The sequence below is a fragment of the Aliiruegeria haliotis genome (genome assembly GCF_003003255.1).
GTDB lineage: Bacteria > Pseudomonadota > Alphaproteobacteria > Rhodobacterales > Rhodobacteraceae > Tropicimonas > Tropicimonas haliotis.
Genome location: NZ_PVTD01000021.1, coordinates 1 through 15,102, shown reverse-complemented (window position 1 = coordinate 15,102; position 15,102 = coordinate 1). Strand labels below are relative to the sequence as shown.

Below are 15,102 nucleotides of genomic sequence, written 5' to 3'. Positions count from 1 at the left end.
CGCGTTTCAGTGGCTCGGCCGCGGAACCTCCAGGTCGTGTCGCCCGGGGTGCAAATCGAGGTCGCAGCCCTCATCCGCCTGGGTGACGTGCTGGCGATAGATCCGGCGCCATGTGCTGACCTCCGGCATGTCCGGCGCGCTCCATTCCACACGGCGGCGCTCAAGCTCCTCGTCGGAGACGTCCAGATGCAACCGGCGTTCGGCGACATCCAGCTCGATCATGTCGCCCTCGCGGACCAACCCCAGCGGGCCGCCATCCGCCGCTTCCGGCGCGATATGCAAAACGACGGTGCCGTAGGCTGTGCCGGACATGCGCGCGTCAGAGATCCGCACCATGTCGCGCACGCCCTGTTCGAGCAGCTTGGGCGGAAGGCCCATGTTGCCGACCTCCGCCATGCCCGGGTAGCCCTTGGGGCCGCAGTTGCGCAGCACCATGATCGAGCTTGCGTCGATCTCGAGATCGGGGTCGTTGATGCGGGCATGGTAGTCTTCGATCGTGTCAAAGACGACGGCACGGCCGCGATGAGTGAACAATTCGGGAGAAGCAGCCGACGGCTTCAAGACCGCTCCACGCGGCGCGAGGTTGCCACGCAAAACCGCGATTCCCCCCTGCGCGGCCAGCGGCGCATCCCACGGGCGGATGACCTCCCGGTTGTAGCATTCTGCGTCTTTGACGTTGTCCCACAGGCTGCGCCCATTCACCGTCAGCGCGTCGCGGTTCAGTAAGCCCTGCTCGCCGAGCATCCGCAGGACAACCGGCAGGCCGCCGGCATAATAGAAGTCCTCCATCAGGAAACGACCGGATGGCATAAGGTCCACCACGGCGGGAATATCGCGACCAAGCTTGTCCCAATCCTCAAGGCTGAGATCGACGCCAATGCGGCGGGCCAGCGCGATCAGGTGGATCACGGCATTGGTCGACCCGCCAATGGCGCCATTGGCACGGATGGCATTCTCGAAAGCCTCGCGGGTCAGAATCTTCGACATGCGCAGATCCTGCTCCACCATCTCTACGATCCGCCGTCCCGAATGCTGCGCCAACTTGTTGCGGCGGGAATCCACCGCTGGGATGGCGGCGTTTTCAGGCAGGGCGGCGCCGAGCGCCTCGACAAGGCTCGCCATTGTCGAGGCCGTGCCCATCGTCATGCAGAAACCGGGTGAGCGCGACTGGCCCTGTTCGGCCTCGTCCATCACGTCATCGCTGATCCGCCCTGCCTTGTAGTCTTCGTGCAATTGCCAGACGGCCGTTCCCGACCCGATCTGATCACCCCGCAGGCGACCGTTCAGCATCGGCCCGCCAGAGACGACGATCGTCGGCAGGTCACAGCTGGCCGCGCCCATCATCAGCGACGGGGTGGTCTTGTCACAACCAACCATCAGCACCACGCCGTCCAGCGGCGCGGCACGAATCGTCTCTTCCACATCCATCGCGGCCAGATTGCGGAACAGCATCGCGGTAGGCCGGAACTGGGATTCGCTCACTGACAGAACCGGAAACTCCACCGGAAAGCCCCCGGCCTCGAACACGCCGCGCTTGATGCGTTCGGCAAGATCGCGAAAGTGTGCGTTGCAGGGGGTCAGCTCCGACCAGGTGTTGCAGATCCCGATCACCGGACGCCCATCGAAGCTGTCCTCCGGCATGCCCTGGTTCTTCATCCAGCTGCGATGCATGAAGGCGGATTTCCCGCGACCTCCGTACCAAATTTCAGAGCGTCGGGTCTTTGGGCTGTCGGGCATGGGTCTGTCCCCCGGATTGCGGTGTCGTTGCGCAATCCTGTCACCGCTCCGAACAAAAAACAAGCATAACCGTTCACACTGGTGTTTACTTTTGATTGCTTTTGGATAAGGTATTCTGGACAACAAGGCGGACCCGCTTCAAATGACCAAGGCTTCTCGACACGACGCACCCTCGGCCGCACTCAAGGTGTTGCAACGCAATCTCTCCGGCGAACCGCAGGCCCTGACCAGTGTGTGCAGTGCACATCCGCTTGTCCTGCGGGCATCGGCAGAACTCGCGCGCGACCACGGCCAGGTGGCGCTGATCGAGGCGACCTGCAATCAGGTCAACCAGGAGGGCGGCTACACCGGCATGAAGCCGGCGGATTTCGCGGACCGTGCACGCGCCGCCGCGCGCGATGCAGACTTGCCGGAAGGCCGGTTGCTCCTCGGTGGCGATCATCTTGGCCCACAGCCCTGGAAGGCGTTGCCCGCCGAAGAGGCGATGGCGCGGGCCGAAGCGATGGTTGCGCTTTATGTCGAGGCAGGCTTTGCCAAGATCCACCTCGATTGCTCGATGCGCTGTGGGGACGATCCCGAGATCCTTCCCGAACAGACAATCGCGGACCGTGCCGCGCGGCTCTGCGCGGCGGCTGAGGCTGCAAACGGACAGTCGAAGCCCTTTTACGTGATCGGTACCGAGGTGCCCGCGCCCGGCGGCATGGGAGAAGGGCACGAGATCGTGCCCACCACGCCCGAAGCGGCAAGCGCAACATGGCAGACCCACGCCGATGCCTTCGCCACTGCCGGGCTGTCAGAGGCGTTCCAACGCGTGGCTGGAATCGTCGTGCAGCCGGGTCTGGATTTCGGCAACGACACGATGGAGCATTTCGCGCCTGAAAAGGCGCGCGGGTTGACCGATGCGGCGGCCGGGCTCGGCGGGCTGGTCTACGAAGCGCATTCGACCGACTATCAACTGCCCGAAGCCTACAAGGCGCTTGTTGCCGGGCATTTCGCCATCCTCAAGGTCGGCCCCGCCGCCACATTCGCCCTGCGAGAGGCGCTCTATGCGCTGGAGCTGATCGAAGCGGAGATCACGCCGGCGGCAAATCGCTCCGGCCTGCGGGCGGCGATGGAAGCGGCGATGCTGGCAAACCCGGTGTATTGGGAGAGCCACTACGGCGGAGAGGCCGCTACGCAGGCCTGGCTGCGCCATTTCAGCTGGTCGGACCGTCTTCGGTACTACTGGACGGTGCCGGAAGTCGACGCGGCCGTACAACGGCTTGAGGCCAACCTCGCCATGCGGATATGGCCGCTCCCGCTGGTCGGCCAGTTCCTGCCCGAGGATGCCGATGCAATCTCGCGCGGGCACCTAGCCCCGACCGTTCCGGACGTGGCGATTGCCCATATCCGCCGCGCGCTCACCCCGTATTTCCAAGCCTCGACACGACATGACCCGGAGGGAACCCAGTAATGGCGACTGTAAAGCTCAGAGACGTGACAAAATCCTTCGGCTCCGTCGATGTCATCAAGGGCGTCTCCGTTGACATCGAGGACGGCGAATTCGTGATCCTTGTCGGGCCGTCCGGCTGCGGCAAGTCCACCTTGCTGCGGATGATTGCCGGGCTTGAAGAGGTGACTTCGGGCGACGTGGCGATCGACAACCGGCGCATCAACCATGTCCCGCCAAAGGACAGGGACATCGCCATGGTGTTCCAGAACTACGCGCTGTACCCGCATATGACCGTGGCCGAGAACATGGGGTTTGCCCTGCGCCTTGCGAAGATCTCCAAGGCCGAGATTCGCAAACAGGTCGAAGCCGCCGCGGAACCGCTTGGCCTGATGGAGTACCTCGACCGCTATCCCAAGGAGCTTTCCGGCGGCCAGCGTCAGCGTGTCGCCACCGGACGGGCCATTGTGCGCAATCCGAAAGTGTTTCTGTTCGACGAACCGCTATCGAACCTCGATGCAGCGCTTCGGGTCAAGATGCGCTCCGAGATCCGCGACCTCCAGCAACGGCTGTCCGCCACTTCGATCTATGTCACCCACGACCAGATCGAGGCCATGACCATGGCCGACAAGATCGTTGTCCTGCGCGCCGGGATCGTGGAGCAGGTCGGCGCACCGCTCGAACTCTACGACACGCCAGCCAACACATTCGTCGCGACCTTCATCGGCTCGCCCGCGATGAACATGTTCACCGGCGATGCCGCCGACGGCACGATCCGCATCTTCGAGGATTTTGCAGCCCCGCTTCCGCAAGGAGTCGCCGGTGAAAGCGAGATGACGATGGGTCTGCGCCCGGATGCGGTCATTGCCGCTGCGACGCCGTCGGAGGGGGCGTTCCCCGCCAAGGTCGTATCGCTGGAGGCCACGGGGTCCGAAACCATGCTCTTCGCCGATAAAAACGGGCAGGAGATCACGATCGTCACCAAGGAGCGGTTGTCGCTCAAGGCCGGCGACGATGTCTGGCTGACACCTGACCTGACACACGGGCATTTCTTCGGCGCCGACGGGCGCCGGGTCAACTGAGGCTGACACGCAATGAAGATCCTTGTGATTTCCGATTCCCTGCGCGATCTGCCCAAGGCGATGGAGGCACTTGAGACCTCCGGACACGCGCTCAGCTTCGTCGACGACCTGGTGCCGTTCCGGACGCTTGCCGCCGAAGGGAACACAGCGCTGGCCGAGGCGGATGCCATCGTCATGGGCCGCGTGATGGAAACGGATGCCGAGGCGCTTGCGCTGGCGCGAAACGCCCGCGTGATTGCCCTGCACACATCCGGAACGGACAATATCGACCTCAACGCCGCAGCCGAGCGCGGTATCGCCGTCACCAACGTGCGCGGCGTCAACGCAGAGCAATGCGCGGAATTCTCAATCGGCCTGATGATCGCCATCACCCGGCAGATCCGCAAAGGCGATCAGGAGATCCGCGCCGGACGTTGGGCCGCCGCCGTCGGTGGCAGCATGGACCTCTATGGAGCGACCTTCGGCATGGTCGGCCTCGGCCAGATCGGCCGCGCCGCCGCGCGCCGGGCGCATGCGTTCGGGATGAAGATCCTCTGCCACACCCGCACACCCGATCCCGGGATTGGTGCGGAGCTTGGCATCGAATACCTGCCGCTCGATGACGTGATGGCCCGTGCCGATGTTGTCAGCCTCTATGCTTCGCTGAACCCGTCAACCCGCGGGATGATTGGCGCAGAGCAGATCGCACGCATGAAACCTTCGGCCTTTTTCGTCAACATCGCTCGTGGCGAGTTGGTGGACGAAGCCGCGTTGACCCAAGCCTTGGCCGAAAACCGCATCGCGGGGGCTGCGCTCGATGTGTTTGAAACCGAACCGCTGGCCGAAAGCCCGCTGTTTGCGCTGGAAAACACCGTTCTGACGCCGCATCTGGCCGGGCTGACCCACGGTGCGATGTCCGATGCCGCCGTGACGGCCGTGCGCAATGCGCTGGCCGTTCTGGACGGCAAGCCGCCGCTGAATCCCATGAATACCCCCCTCCCTAATACGATTGGAGCCCCGCAATGAGTGGCGAAGTCACCTGGAGCGAACTCACATCCCAGCCAGACGCCCAGAGGGCGCTGATCGCACGTCTGCTATCCGGCGCGCTTAAGCTTCCCGTCTCGTTGGACGATTTCGACGAAATCCTGCTGCTTGGCTCGGGCACGTCCTATTACCTTGCGCTGGCGCTTGCCGACTGGATGCGTCGGCGTGGCCGTGCCGCCCGCGCGGTGCCGTCCTGCGAAGTTCTGCTTGATCCGTGGGAAACACGGGAGAGCGACACACGGCGGCTGGCCATCGGCCTGTCCCGCTCCGGCAAGTCCAGCGAGTTGATCCTCGCCGAGAAGAAACTGAGCGACGCCGGTTTCGTCACTCTGGGCGTCAGCTGCACCGAAGGGTCGGACCTGCTGCGGGTCAGCGACCATGGCTTGCATCTGCCCGAAGGCTACGAAGACGGGCTGGTCATGCTGCGCAGCTTCACGTCGATGCTGGTGGCCGTGCAATGGTTGTCGGGCACTGCGGAAGATCACAAGGCCCTCGCCCAGTTGCCCGAGCAAGGCGCCGCGCTTCTCGCCAATCAGGCCGACGCGATCACGAAAGCCGCAAACGCGCGTGAGTTCAATCGCTTCGTCTTCCTTGCCTCCGGCCCCGACTACCCGCTGGCTCTGGAAGCGGCACTGAAGATCCAGGAAATGTCGATCTCCACCAGCGAGGCCTATCACAGCCTCGACTATCGCCACGGCCCCAAGGCCTGTGCCGACGACAAGACGGCGGTGGTGATCTTCGCCCTTAGCGATCGTGAGCATGGCCTGTCGCTGGCGCGCGACGTCAAGGATCTCGGTGCGGCAGTGATCGTCGTCGGACAGGACGCGGCGGCCTATGCGGATGTCGCCGACCTGACAGTAGCGGGTAGCGGCGTGCTTTCGGCCGGACAGGCAGCCGCGCTGAGTATCCTTCCAGCGCAGATCTTCGCCTTCGCGACCGCCATGCGGCTCGGCTGCGAGCCGAACGCCCCCACCAACCTCTCCAAGGTCGTGGTGTTCTGATCATGGCGCGCCCCTTCGATGTTCTGGCCATTGGCGAGCTGAACCCGGACCTCGTCCTGTCCGGTATCGCCGCCGAGGGTCCGGTACTTGGCACCGAGCAGACCTTCACCGACGAGGTGCTGACGCTCGGGAGTTCCACCGCCATCGCCTGCGTGTTGATGCAGCGTCTCGGGCTGAGAACCGCCTTTGCCGGTCTTGTGGGAGACGACGATCACGGTCGCTTCTGCACGGCGGCGCTGGAGCGCGAAGGGGTTGATACTGGTGGCGTGCGGATCAGCAAGGATCACGCCACCGGCATCACGGTGTCCATTTCCTATGCCCATGACCGCATGCTGCTGACCCGGGCCGGCACGATGGCGGTGTTTGGCCCGCAGGATATCGACACTTCGCAACTGGCCAGCGCCCGGCATATCCATGTCGGCTCCTACTTCCTTCAGGATGGCCTTCGTCCGGCGCTGCCAACCCTGTTCGCCGAAGCGAGGAGAAATGGATGCACAACCTCGCTTGATCTGGGCTGGGATACCAGCGGCAGGTGGGATCTCGAAGAACTGTCTGCAGTGCTGCCAAAGACCGATGTGATCTTCCCCAATCTTGTCGAGCTCCAGGGTGTCACTAGAACTTCCGATATCAACGATGGGCTGGACATCCTCCACGGTCACGGGGCCGCGGAAATCGCCTTGAAACGTGGAGGCGCAGGCTCGATCGCAAGCTCGATAGACGGCGAGCGCCAGTCACACCCGGGCTTCGCCATCTCCGTCGTGGACACGACCGGCGCGGGCGATGCTTTCAACGCGGGATATCTGAAGGCACGCCTCGGTGGCGCGACGCTGTCGGACCGGTTGGCGCTCGGAAACGCCTGCGGGGCCGTCGCCGCCACGGCTTCGGGCGGAACTGGCGGGCTAACGTCCCTCGCAGATGCACATGCCACGATGGCCACCGACCTTTCCATAGACCGCGTCTGAACAACGCTTCCGGGACTGGTGGCACCGTGCTGAGGGTCTGGTGCGGGCCTATGAGATTGAAATGACTGAGCTTGCAGCCGTGACGATCTGAACGTGATTGGTGGTTGTGAGCTATTCGGCATTCAGGATCTCCCCGCGCGATATGCCATTGGATCTTTCGCTGAAACCACTCCCACAGAGCACCCGGGACAGATCCGAGTTGGCCCGAAGCGACCCTGCTGGAGCCAACCTTGTGCGACCGTCGACGCACACTCTGGGCCGCCGCCCACCGACACTCGAACCCACGGCGCAATCCGTTCGCAAGTCGCTTTGGACAGGCTCGGGTTTGCCATTCCGGCGAAACAGCCCGAAAAAGACTTCCGACCCCATCCAGGTCCGCGCTGCCACAGCCAATTTCTGGCGTGTGCACACGTCAAGAACGGTCAGCGTTCAGCAGCATCGTCCAGTGCCGAGCTTTATGTGGTTCGAGCCATTGGCATGCGCCTAGGCGTTTGCAGCATCCAGAATTGCGCCAACATGTGCGTGAGTGGCATCCAGAAAACGAATGCCCCCAGCGGCGAACAAGGCCGTTTCGCCAATTTCAGGAAAGGCAGGTGTTAGGTCGGTGCACGCGAGTATCGTCAAGGTCGGTCCACATTCACTTGTCAATGACCGAACAAAACGCAACAACTCTGTGCGCCCCTCTGCACCACGGTTCTGGTAGAAGTATTTCTCCAGCAGGTTGGAGAACTCAGTCAACTGCTGCTCAGTGGTCGCAATTCTGGTGCATCCTGTCGCTTGAATGACCGTGTCAAAGATCGTGCTTCGCATCGTAACGCCGGTTCCAAGCACGAGGACTGTTTCTGGCATTTCGATTGCCAGCTGTCGTGCCACAGCATCGACGATATTGACCAGGGGAATCGGAGATTCTGCGGCGATAGATGCTATCCGCGAATGAGGTGTCACGCTGGCAATCGCTGCCAGATCGCAACCTGCTTGGGCGAGGCGGTTCAGGGCATCGACAAATATCCTGTCGAAGGTTCGCCAGCTGCGTTCGTCACCAGGATGGCCTCGGGCAGCGATCGTACAAGCCATATCCAGTGACTCGATCGAAATGTGAGGGCTTCCGAGAGAACCCAAAGGGCGCGCTTGGCGGCAGAGCGATTCATAGTAGGCGATTGTACCGGGCCAGCCGACCCCTCCGACAATGCCAATCTTTGCCGCCATTCTGACCCCAGTTCGTCGCCAATTGCCTTGGCCTTGCCAACGCCAATCGAAATATATAGGCATATTCCTATATAGGGGAAGCCTTGAGTTTTGAACCGGATCGAGTCAGCTTCGTGCATTCTACGAGCAATTTCGAACCCCCGCCGCCTGACGATTGTCAGTTGGCTGGCGAACCCAAGAGCGCATTTTCCACCGCAACGGGACGGCGACCTGGTCACCGACGGTGTCTGCGTGGGCTTCATCACAAAAAAGATGGGGATTAGCCAACCAGCGGTCACAGAACATATGCGAATCCTCTCAGACGCGGGATTGGTGACCTCGAAGAAGATCAAGAATTGGGTGTTTTACAAGTTGGAGGCCGATCCGCTTCTGGGTGTGCTGCATGACCTTCTGGGGTTGGTTGATGCATCGACCACTATCAAGGAGCCAGGAGATGAGTGATCTATATCTGAGCATCGCCGACCAACCCGACGCAGTGCTGGACGCTATTGCAACGTCAATGGATGACCGGATCAACGATCCAAACATGCAGGAAATTTGCGCTGATTACATGGGGCGCCTTCCCAAACCCGGCAAAGACGTCCTGGAAATCGGGTGTGGCAACGGAGCAAGTACTGAGATGCTTCTCAAGGCGATGTGTCCGGGAAACTTGCTGGGTATCGATCCCGCCGACGGGTTGTTGGACCGGGCGCGCGAGCGCTTCAGAAAGCAGCCGGAGGTCAGTTTCAAATCCGGTGATGCCATCTCGACAGCGCAGGCGGACGGGCGTTTTGATATCGTTGTGGCGCACACGGTCTATTCTCACCTGCCCGACCCGTTGGGCGCGCTGCGGGAAGCGTTTCGGGTACTGAAACCGGGCGGGACGCTTGCGGTCTTCGATGGCGACTATGCAACGAATACCGTAGCTCTTTTTGAAGGCGATCCGCTGCAGGCCGCAATGGTCGCAGCGCAGCGAAACTTCATTCACGACCTCTACATAATGAGGCGCCTGCCAGGACTGATGAAGGACGCCGGCTTCGAGCCGCCACAAACGCGAGCCCATGGTTTTGTTCAAACGTCCAAGCCGGACTACCTTCTGTCGCTGTTGGCTCGAGGGATAGATGCAGGACATGCCGAGGGTGAGTTCGGAGCGTCTATGGCAGAGGGATTTAAAGCCGAAGCAGAACGCCGGGCACGCGTGGGCGCTTTCTACGGAGCAATTCTGTTCATCAGTGCCGTTGCTCGCAAGCCTGAAGCCTGAGGGCTGCAAGGACTACACCTTCAAGAATGTGCCTTTCGCCCATGGCCAGAAATCCCCAGAATGGACCTAGGGCCGCCATGCGGCGCGTTTGAAGAAATGTCGGGCGAGCGGACGAGGCTGACCTAGCGATTCTGCTTTTTGGCTGCATCCTGCGTAGTACTGGATTTAGGATTACGTCCACTTGTTGACATACCGCACGGTCGCGCCCGGCGAGCGTCCCGCAAGTCATCAAGCCAACGAACGGCAACAACCTCGGGCCACCAATCTAGTGGCAGCGTTGTCTTTACGCGCCCCAACAACTGATTAGGGATTTACGACATGGTCTAGCCCGCGTCAGCGGCGATCCGCACGAAAACTCCTTACACCTTTGGACCAGCTTGGGGCGGCGAGGACGACGTTGGCAGCTACGCTGTGCCTCTACCAGGTCGGCCCAGCTTCGCGAGGCCGAAACCGGCGCGTCTTCGTCATGGTCCTGATCAGCCCCACTTGAGTGGTCCAATCTGATTGTTGGTGCATGACTGGCCTTCGGTCCATCTGGACGATGGTTTCCGGGGCCGGAGGGCGGTAGCCCAGAGCACTATGTGGGGCTGATCAACAGCAGCTGCGCCTTCACACGGTTTTGTAAAGGTTGCTGACAATTTCTTCTTCTGGAGCTACGTCGATTCCTCCCGATCTGCGGTTCTGCCCGATGAAAATGGTTAACCATTCGATTGAAGCTGTGATGTGCCATGCCAAAGCGTCACACCTGTGCCGGCCCCAATCCGGCCGAGTGGCGCGCACCAGACCAGCGATGAATTGACGTTCAATCTCGTGGATTTCATCCATCATCCCTTCGGCGACAGGATCGTGCAGCGCCCGGGCCCAAAGCTGCGGAAAAAACGCAATTTCAGGATTGTGCAAGTCCCGGACAAGATAGGCGATTGTCTTGTTCAGCGCATCCTGCGGCGAGGTACCCGTGATCTGAAGTAAGTCCAGGATGTCTCCGGAATAGGTCGCCATGCGATCCCGAACCAGAGCCTCGACCAGGTCAGATTTGGTTTTGTAGTGATACGTCAGGTTTCCCATCCGGATGTCCAAAACGCGAGCCAAATTGCGCATCGTAAACTCGTCAGCCGGCGCTGTGACAAAGAGCGTATAGGCCGCGTCGAGAATCCTGCGTTCGGTCCGGGCACCGTGAGGCATGCCGGAAGATGACAGGGCAACCGGCCGTCGGGAGATGTAGTGCTGGAGCAGTTCCACTACCCTGGGGAAGTGTAACTTTGGACGCTATTGCCCATTCACCACCCTTGTGACGCCGCACCGCAATCGGTCTGTCAGTCTGAAAAAGATGTTTGGACCCAAATAGGTCAATTGACCCAATTTAGAAACTGTACAAGCATCAGGGATGCGGCGGTCCAGGGAGGGAAAAATGCCGGGGATGAAACTACCACTTCTTGCAACACTGCTGATGACCATCGGCGCCTCTGTTGCCTTCGCGCAGTCAGAGCGGCCCAACGTCGTCGTGATGATGGTCGACAACACCGGTTGGGGGGAACTCGGTGTCCATGGTGGCGGTGTACTTCGCGGTGCACCCACGCCACGTCTGGACGAGCTCGCAGCCGAAGGGATGCAGTTTTGAATTTCAATGTCGAGCCGCAATGCGTGCCGAGCAGGTCCGCCTTCATGAGTGGCCGTCATCCCATAAGATCCGGGACCACTCAGGTGGTGTGGGGTGTCCCGTACGGCCTGACAAACTGGGAGAAAACCCTGGCCGAAATGTTCTCGGATGCAGGCTACGCAACTGCGATGTTTGGAAAATGGCATCTGGGTGACATCCCGGGACGCTTCCCGACCGACCAGGGTTTCGATGAGTTCTACGGCATCCTCAACACGACAGATGAGTCCGAATACTCGACCCAGATCGGATTTGACCAGAGCATCCTGCCGGTCCCGCATATCCAGCAATCTGTCCGCGACGGCGAGATCAACGAGGTCAAGCCCTTCGATCTGGAAACCCGGCGGCTGATCGATACGGAGCTCACCGAAAAAGCGATCGACTTCATGGGCCGTCAAGTCGAAGTAGGCAAACCCTTCTTCAACTTCATCCCCTATACGCAACCACACCTGCCGTCGCTGCCGCATCCGGAATTTGACGGCGTGACCGGGCACGGCCCGTATGCGGACGTGCATGTCGAAATCGACCACCAAGCCGGGCGCATACTTGATGCCATTGATGACCTGGGCATACGCGACAACACCATCGTGATCTGGACAAGCGACAATGGACCTGAAGTGGTCGAGCCTTGGTACGGCACCTCCGGGTACTGGAGCGGGCACTATTTCACAGCGATGGAAGGCTCTCTGCGCGTGCCCTTCCTCATGCGCTGGCCCGGGCAAATCGAAGCTGGGTCAAAGAGCAATGAGATCATTCACACCGTTGATCTGTTGCCCACACTGGCGACTGCCGCAGGACTCGACGTTCCACAGGACCGCATCATCGATGGTGTCGATCAACTTCCCCACCTGACCGGCCAAACCGAGGCATCGGCGAGAGAAGGATTTCCGGCATACAATGGCGATGACATGTTTGCGTACAAATGGCGGAACTGGAAAGTCCATCTAATCGAGCAAAGGCATGCCCTACACCCGCCCCAGACGCTCAACGTGCCGCAGATTTACAACCTGATCACGGACCCGAAGGAAGAGTTCGATCTCGTACCACAGGGCTTCGCGGCCTCGTGGGTCTTCCCGCCGGTCTTCGGGGAGATCGTCAAGTTCCAGCAATCCCTGGTCATGGAACCACCAGTTCCTTTTGGTGCCCCGGAACCATGGACGCCGCAGAACTAGGGGAGCCTCGGCTCCCGGAAGTCGACAGTTGCAAGCATTTATCACGGGAGGAAGATGATGCTGAAGCCAAGGTCATTGACATACACGACATCCGCCATCGGGCTTTGCATAGGCATGATAGCGTCCAGCGCGGCCGCGTTTGAGGGCAATGTCTCTCCGGAGACTGTGGACAGGTCAGACGTCTATTCGCCGTTTGCCGGTCGTGCCTATCCGGACCAGGTACTCTTTGGTGATCTGCATTTTCATACCGAGATTTCCTTCGACGCTGGCCTTATCGGGACGAACCTGACCATGCACGATGCCTTCCGCGTCGCGCGAGGCGAAAAGATCCTTTCCAATACCGGCCAGCCGGTGCAACTCGTCCGCCCGCTCGACTTCCTCGCCATCACCGAACACGCCGAGATGCTGGGGATTGCCACCGCCGTTCGTGGCTCTGACCCGCGCCTGCTTGGGGACGAATGGGGCCGTCGGATCCACGATTTGTTTAACTCCGGACAAGAAGGCCGCATGAAAGCCTTTGGCGAGATCATTCAGATTGGCACGGTCGAAGGTCGGGATCCGACAGCGGGGCTGGACCTTGACGGAGATATCTGGCTCGACATCGTCGAAACCGTGGATCTCTACAACGATCCCGGTACGTTCACGGCGCTCTCCGGCTTCGAATGGACTTTCACACCGCAGGGCGACAACCTGCACCGTGTTATCGTCTTTGGTGATGGCGCCGAGCGCACGTCCCAAACTCGTCCTTTCAGCTTCTTCGATGGGGCCGACCCCGAACTGCTCTGGGACTATCTTGCCGGATATGAGGCGCAGACCGGCGGCAACGTCATCGCGGTTCCGCACAATGCCAACGTGTCCAACGGGCTGATGTTCGCTCCGACCAAGTTCGATGGTTCACCGATGGACGCCGAGTACGCAGCAAAGCGCAATCGGTGGGAACCAATGCACGAGATGACCCAAATCAAGGGCGACGAGGAAACGCATCCGCTGCTGTCGCCGGACGACGAGTTCGCGGATTTCGAAAGCTGGGACGTTGGAAATATCTCAGGAACGGTCCCCAAGACACCCGAGATGCTGCGGTATGAGTATGCCCGTTCAGCGCTCAAGGTTGGCCTCGAAGTCGAGCGTGAGATTGGCGTGAACCCATTCAAGTTCGGGCTCTATGGCACGACCGACTCCCATACCGCACTGCCGACGACGCGCGAGGACAACTACTTCGGTAAGTACCAGCACACCGAACCATCGCCCAAACGGCATGGGGTTGACGTGATCCCGGCAGATGATCCGGCCCTGCGCATTCTGACCGAACAGGAATCGGCGGCAGGCCTTACGGCAGTCTGGGCTCGTGAAAACACCCGCCGTGAAGTTCACGGAGCACTGAAGCGCAAGGAAGCCTATGCGACCACCGGCTCGCGTATCCGCGTGCGCATCTTTGGCGGTTGGGACTTTACCGAGGCCGATCTCGGCGCTCCTGATTTTGTCTCTGAAGGTTATTCGCGCGGGGTTCCGATGGGTGGCGATCTGACCAATGCTCCGGATGGTGCCGCACCCAGCATCATGGTGCGGGCGCTGCGCGATCCTGACGGCGCCAATCTCGACCGAGTGCAGGTGATCAAGGGCTGGATCGATGCCAGCGGAGAAACGTTCGAGCGCGTTTTTGACATCGCGGTGTCGGGGGATCGTGTGATCGGCGAAGACGGCCGCGCGCGTGAGCCTGTCGGCAACACCGTTGATATCGAGAATGCGACCTACACCAACACCATCGGTGCCGTCGCGCTCGACGGTATCTGGACCGATCCGGATTTCGATCCGACTGAGAACGCGTTCTACTATGTCCGGGTCATCGAGATCCCGAAACCGCGCTGGACGACCTACGATGCGGCATTCTTTGATATTCCTTTGCCTGATACCGTCCCGGCAACCACGCAAGACCGGGCCTATACGTCGCCAATCTGGTACAGCACAGGCGAGTGACGGCCGTACCCGAATTTCGGATATGATAAAGCTACAGGCGCAGCGAATGACCGCGTTGTCGGCTGAACTGCACTTGGTGCGAGGTGCCGCGAACGTCCGGTCCGGTTCTAGGTCGGTGGTTTTCCAGTGGGCACGGCAGAAAACCTGCGCCGCAGAGAATGAGCGCAAGGCCGGCAAAGCGCCGGATGTCATTGTATGTCGGAACAGGAAGTCTGGGCTCCTTGCCGTCGTTGTCTGCACGCTGTCTCAACGGCTGCAATGGTCGGAACTAACCTAGTGACAGAGCTGCGCCTCTTGACTCATGCATCAACCATCGCAGGAGAACGTCCGGTGAACATCGCTCCGGGCGTTCTGCGTTAGCCCCCTCCGAAGGTTCCTCCTGGACGCATGTGTATGCGGGGGGGCTGAGCGCAGAAGATCGCCAGCGACAGTGGATTTCACCGGGGAATCCACCCCGGAAACCACGCTGAACGGACACTCGAATGGACCTGGTATTCTCCCCCGACCGGATCGAGACCTGGCCGGTTGACCGGCTGCGCCCCTATGCCGGGAACGCGAAGATGCACGGCGAGGACCAGGTCGCGAAGATCGCGGCCAGCATGGCGAAGTTCGGCTGGACGGT

At 60.8% G+C, this 15,102-nt stretch carries 14 protein-coding genes; 11 read left to right on the top strand and 3 right to left on the bottom strand.

Features of this window, described 5'->3' with window-relative positions; all coding sequences use genetic code 11:
- Positions 1 to 6: 6 nt before the first annotated feature.
- Positions 7 to 1,737, bottom strand: a complete 1,731-nt coding sequence (locus CLV78_RS23030; RefSeq protein ID WP_106208443.1) for an IlvD/Edd family dehydratase — start codon at positions 1,735 to 1,737, stop codon at positions 7 to 9.
- A 142-nt stretch (positions 1,738 to 1,879) separates the two neighbouring features.
- Between CLV78_RS23030 and CLV78_RS23025 the strand changes: the two genes are divergently transcribed.
- Genes CLV78_RS23025 through CLV78_RS23005 form a run of 5 tightly spaced genes read left to right on the top strand, consistent with a single transcriptional unit; the run spans position 1,880 to position 7,234 of the window.
- Positions 1,880 to 3,190: a class II D-tagatose-bisphosphate aldolase non-catalytic subunit gene (locus tag CLV78_RS23025; RefSeq protein ID WP_106208441.1), complete on the top strand. Its 1,311-nt coding sequence runs from the start codon at positions 1,880 to 1,882 to the stop codon at positions 3,188 to 3,190.
- Positions 3,190 to 4,248, top strand: a complete 1,059-nt coding sequence (locus tag CLV78_RS23020; RefSeq protein ID WP_106208439.1) for an ABC transporter ATP-binding protein — start codon at positions 3,190 to 3,192, stop codon at positions 4,246 to 4,248. The genes CLV78_RS23025 and CLV78_RS23020 overlap by 1 nt, the downstream gene beginning before the upstream one ends.
- Positions 4,249 to 4,260: 12 nt before the next feature.
- Positions 4,261 to 5,253, top strand: a complete 993-nt coding sequence (locus tag CLV78_RS23015; protein ID WP_106208437.1) for a 2-hydroxyacid dehydrogenase — start codon at positions 4,261 to 4,263, stop codon at positions 5,251 to 5,253.
- On the top strand, positions 5,250 to 6,272 hold the full coding sequence (locus tag CLV78_RS23010) for an SIS domain-containing protein (RefSeq protein WP_106208435.1): 1,023 nt from the start codon (positions 5,250 to 5,252) through the stop codon (positions 6,270 to 6,272). The genes CLV78_RS23015 and CLV78_RS23010 overlap by 4 nt, the downstream gene beginning before the upstream one ends.
- A gap of 2 nt (positions 6,273 to 6,274) precedes the next feature.
- A complete protein-coding gene (locus CLV78_RS23005) occupies positions 6,275 to 7,234 on the top strand; it encodes a carbohydrate kinase family protein (RefSeq protein ID WP_106208433.1) in 960 nt (319 codons plus the stop codon).
- 483 nt (positions 7,235 to 7,717) lie between these two features.
- On the opposite strand, the gene CLV78_RS23000 is transcribed toward CLV78_RS23005, so the two are convergent.
- Positions 7,718 to 8,440, bottom strand: a complete 723-nt coding sequence (locus tag CLV78_RS23000) for an aspartate/glutamate racemase family protein (RefSeq protein ID WP_158263651.1) — start codon at positions 8,438 to 8,440, stop codon at positions 7,718 to 7,720.
- A 90-nt stretch (positions 8,441 to 8,530) separates the two neighbouring features.
- Here CLV78_RS23000 and CLV78_RS22995 point away from each other — a divergent pair, with 90 nt between their 5' ends.
- Positions 8,531 to 8,881 carry an ArsR/SmtB family transcription factor gene (locus tag CLV78_RS22995; protein ID WP_106208429.1) on the top strand — a complete coding sequence of 117 codons (351 nt, stop codon included), beginning with the start codon at positions 8,531 to 8,533 and terminating at the stop codon, positions 8,879 to 8,881.
- Positions 8,874 to 9,680: a methyltransferase domain-containing protein gene (locus CLV78_RS22990; RefSeq protein ID WP_158263650.1), complete on the top strand. Its 807-nt coding sequence runs from the start codon at positions 8,874 to 8,876 to the stop codon at positions 9,678 to 9,680. The genes CLV78_RS22995 and CLV78_RS22990 overlap by 8 nt, the downstream gene beginning before the upstream one ends.
- A 609-nt stretch (positions 9,681 to 10,289) precedes the next feature.
- On the opposite strand, the gene CLV78_RS22985 is transcribed toward CLV78_RS22990, so the two are convergent.
- Positions 10,290 to 10,919 (bottom strand): TetR/AcrR family transcriptional regulator, encoded by a 630-nt coding sequence (locus tag CLV78_RS22985; RefSeq protein WP_106208425.1) that lies wholly within the window; start codon positions 10,917 to 10,919, stop codon positions 10,290 to 10,292.
- A gap of 178 nt (positions 10,920 to 11,097) precedes the next feature.
- Here CLV78_RS22985 and CLV78_RS24335 point away from each other — a divergent pair, with 178 nt between their 5' ends.
- The 4 genes from CLV78_RS24335 to CLV78_RS24695 form a co-directional block, all read left to right on the top strand.
- Positions 11,098 to 11,298: a hypothetical protein gene (locus tag CLV78_RS24335; RefSeq protein WP_211301064.1), complete on the top strand. Its 201-nt coding sequence runs from the start codon at positions 11,098 to 11,100 to the stop codon at positions 11,296 to 11,298.
- Positions 11,295 to 12,506 carry a sulfatase-like hydrolase/transferase gene (locus CLV78_RS22980; protein WP_211301063.1) on the top strand — a complete coding sequence of 404 codons (1,212 nt, stop codon included), beginning with the start codon at positions 11,295 to 11,297 and terminating at the stop codon, positions 12,504 to 12,506. Before CLV78_RS24335 ends, CLV78_RS22980 begins: the two co-directional genes overlap by 4 nt.
- A 57-nt stretch (positions 12,507 to 12,563) precedes the next feature.
- Entirely contained in the window at positions 12,564 to 14,480 is a 1,917-nt protein-coding gene (locus CLV78_RS22975; RefSeq protein WP_106208423.1) for a DUF3604 domain-containing protein, read from the top strand.
- A gap of 482 nt (positions 14,481 to 14,962) precedes the next feature.
- Positions 14,963 to 15,102 (top strand): ParB N-terminal domain-containing protein (locus tag CLV78_RS24695; RefSeq protein WP_483860573.1); only part of this gene is annotated, 140 nt, incomplete at its 3' end.

What these genes read in the sequence shown, in the direction of transcription:
- CLV78_RS23030 (WP_106208443.1), bottom strand. Translation starts at nt 1,737, where the DNA reads ATGCCCGACAGCCCAAAGACCCGACGCTCTGAAATTTGGTACGGAGGT.
- CLV78_RS22990 (WP_158263650.1), top strand. Translation starts at nt 8,874, where the DNA reads ATGAGTGATCTATATCTGAGCATCGCCGACCAACCCGACGCAGTGCTG.
- CLV78_RS23005 (WP_106208433.1), top strand. Translation starts at nt 6,275, where the DNA reads ATGGCGCGCCCCTTCGATGTTCTGGCCATTGGCGAGCTGAACCCGGAC.
- CLV78_RS23020 (WP_106208439.1), top strand. Translation starts at nt 3,190, where the DNA reads ATGGCGACTGTAAAGCTCAGAGACGTGACAAAATCCTTCGGCTCCGTC.
- CLV78_RS24335 (WP_211301064.1), top strand. Translation starts at nt 11,098, where the DNA reads ATGAAACTACCACTTCTTGCAACACTGCTGATGACCATCGGCGCCTCT.
- CLV78_RS23015 (WP_106208437.1), top strand. Translation starts at nt 4,261, where the DNA reads ATGAAGATCCTTGTGATTTCCGATTCCCTGCGCGATCTGCCCAAGGCG.
- CLV78_RS23010 (WP_106208435.1), top strand. Translation starts at nt 5,250, where the DNA reads ATGAGTGGCGAAGTCACCTGGAGCGAACTCACATCCCAGCCAGACGCC.
- CLV78_RS23025 (WP_106208441.1), top strand. Translation starts at nt 1,880, where the DNA reads ATGACCAAGGCTTCTCGACACGACGCACCCTCGGCCGCACTCAAGGTG.
- CLV78_RS23000 (WP_158263651.1), bottom strand. Translation starts at nt 8,440, where the DNA reads ATGGCGGCAAAGATTGGCATTGTCGGAGGGGTCGGCTGGCCCGGTACA.
- CLV78_RS22975 (WP_106208423.1), top strand. Translation starts at nt 12,564, where the DNA reads ATGCTGAAGCCAAGGTCATTGACATACACGACATCCGCCATCGGGCTT.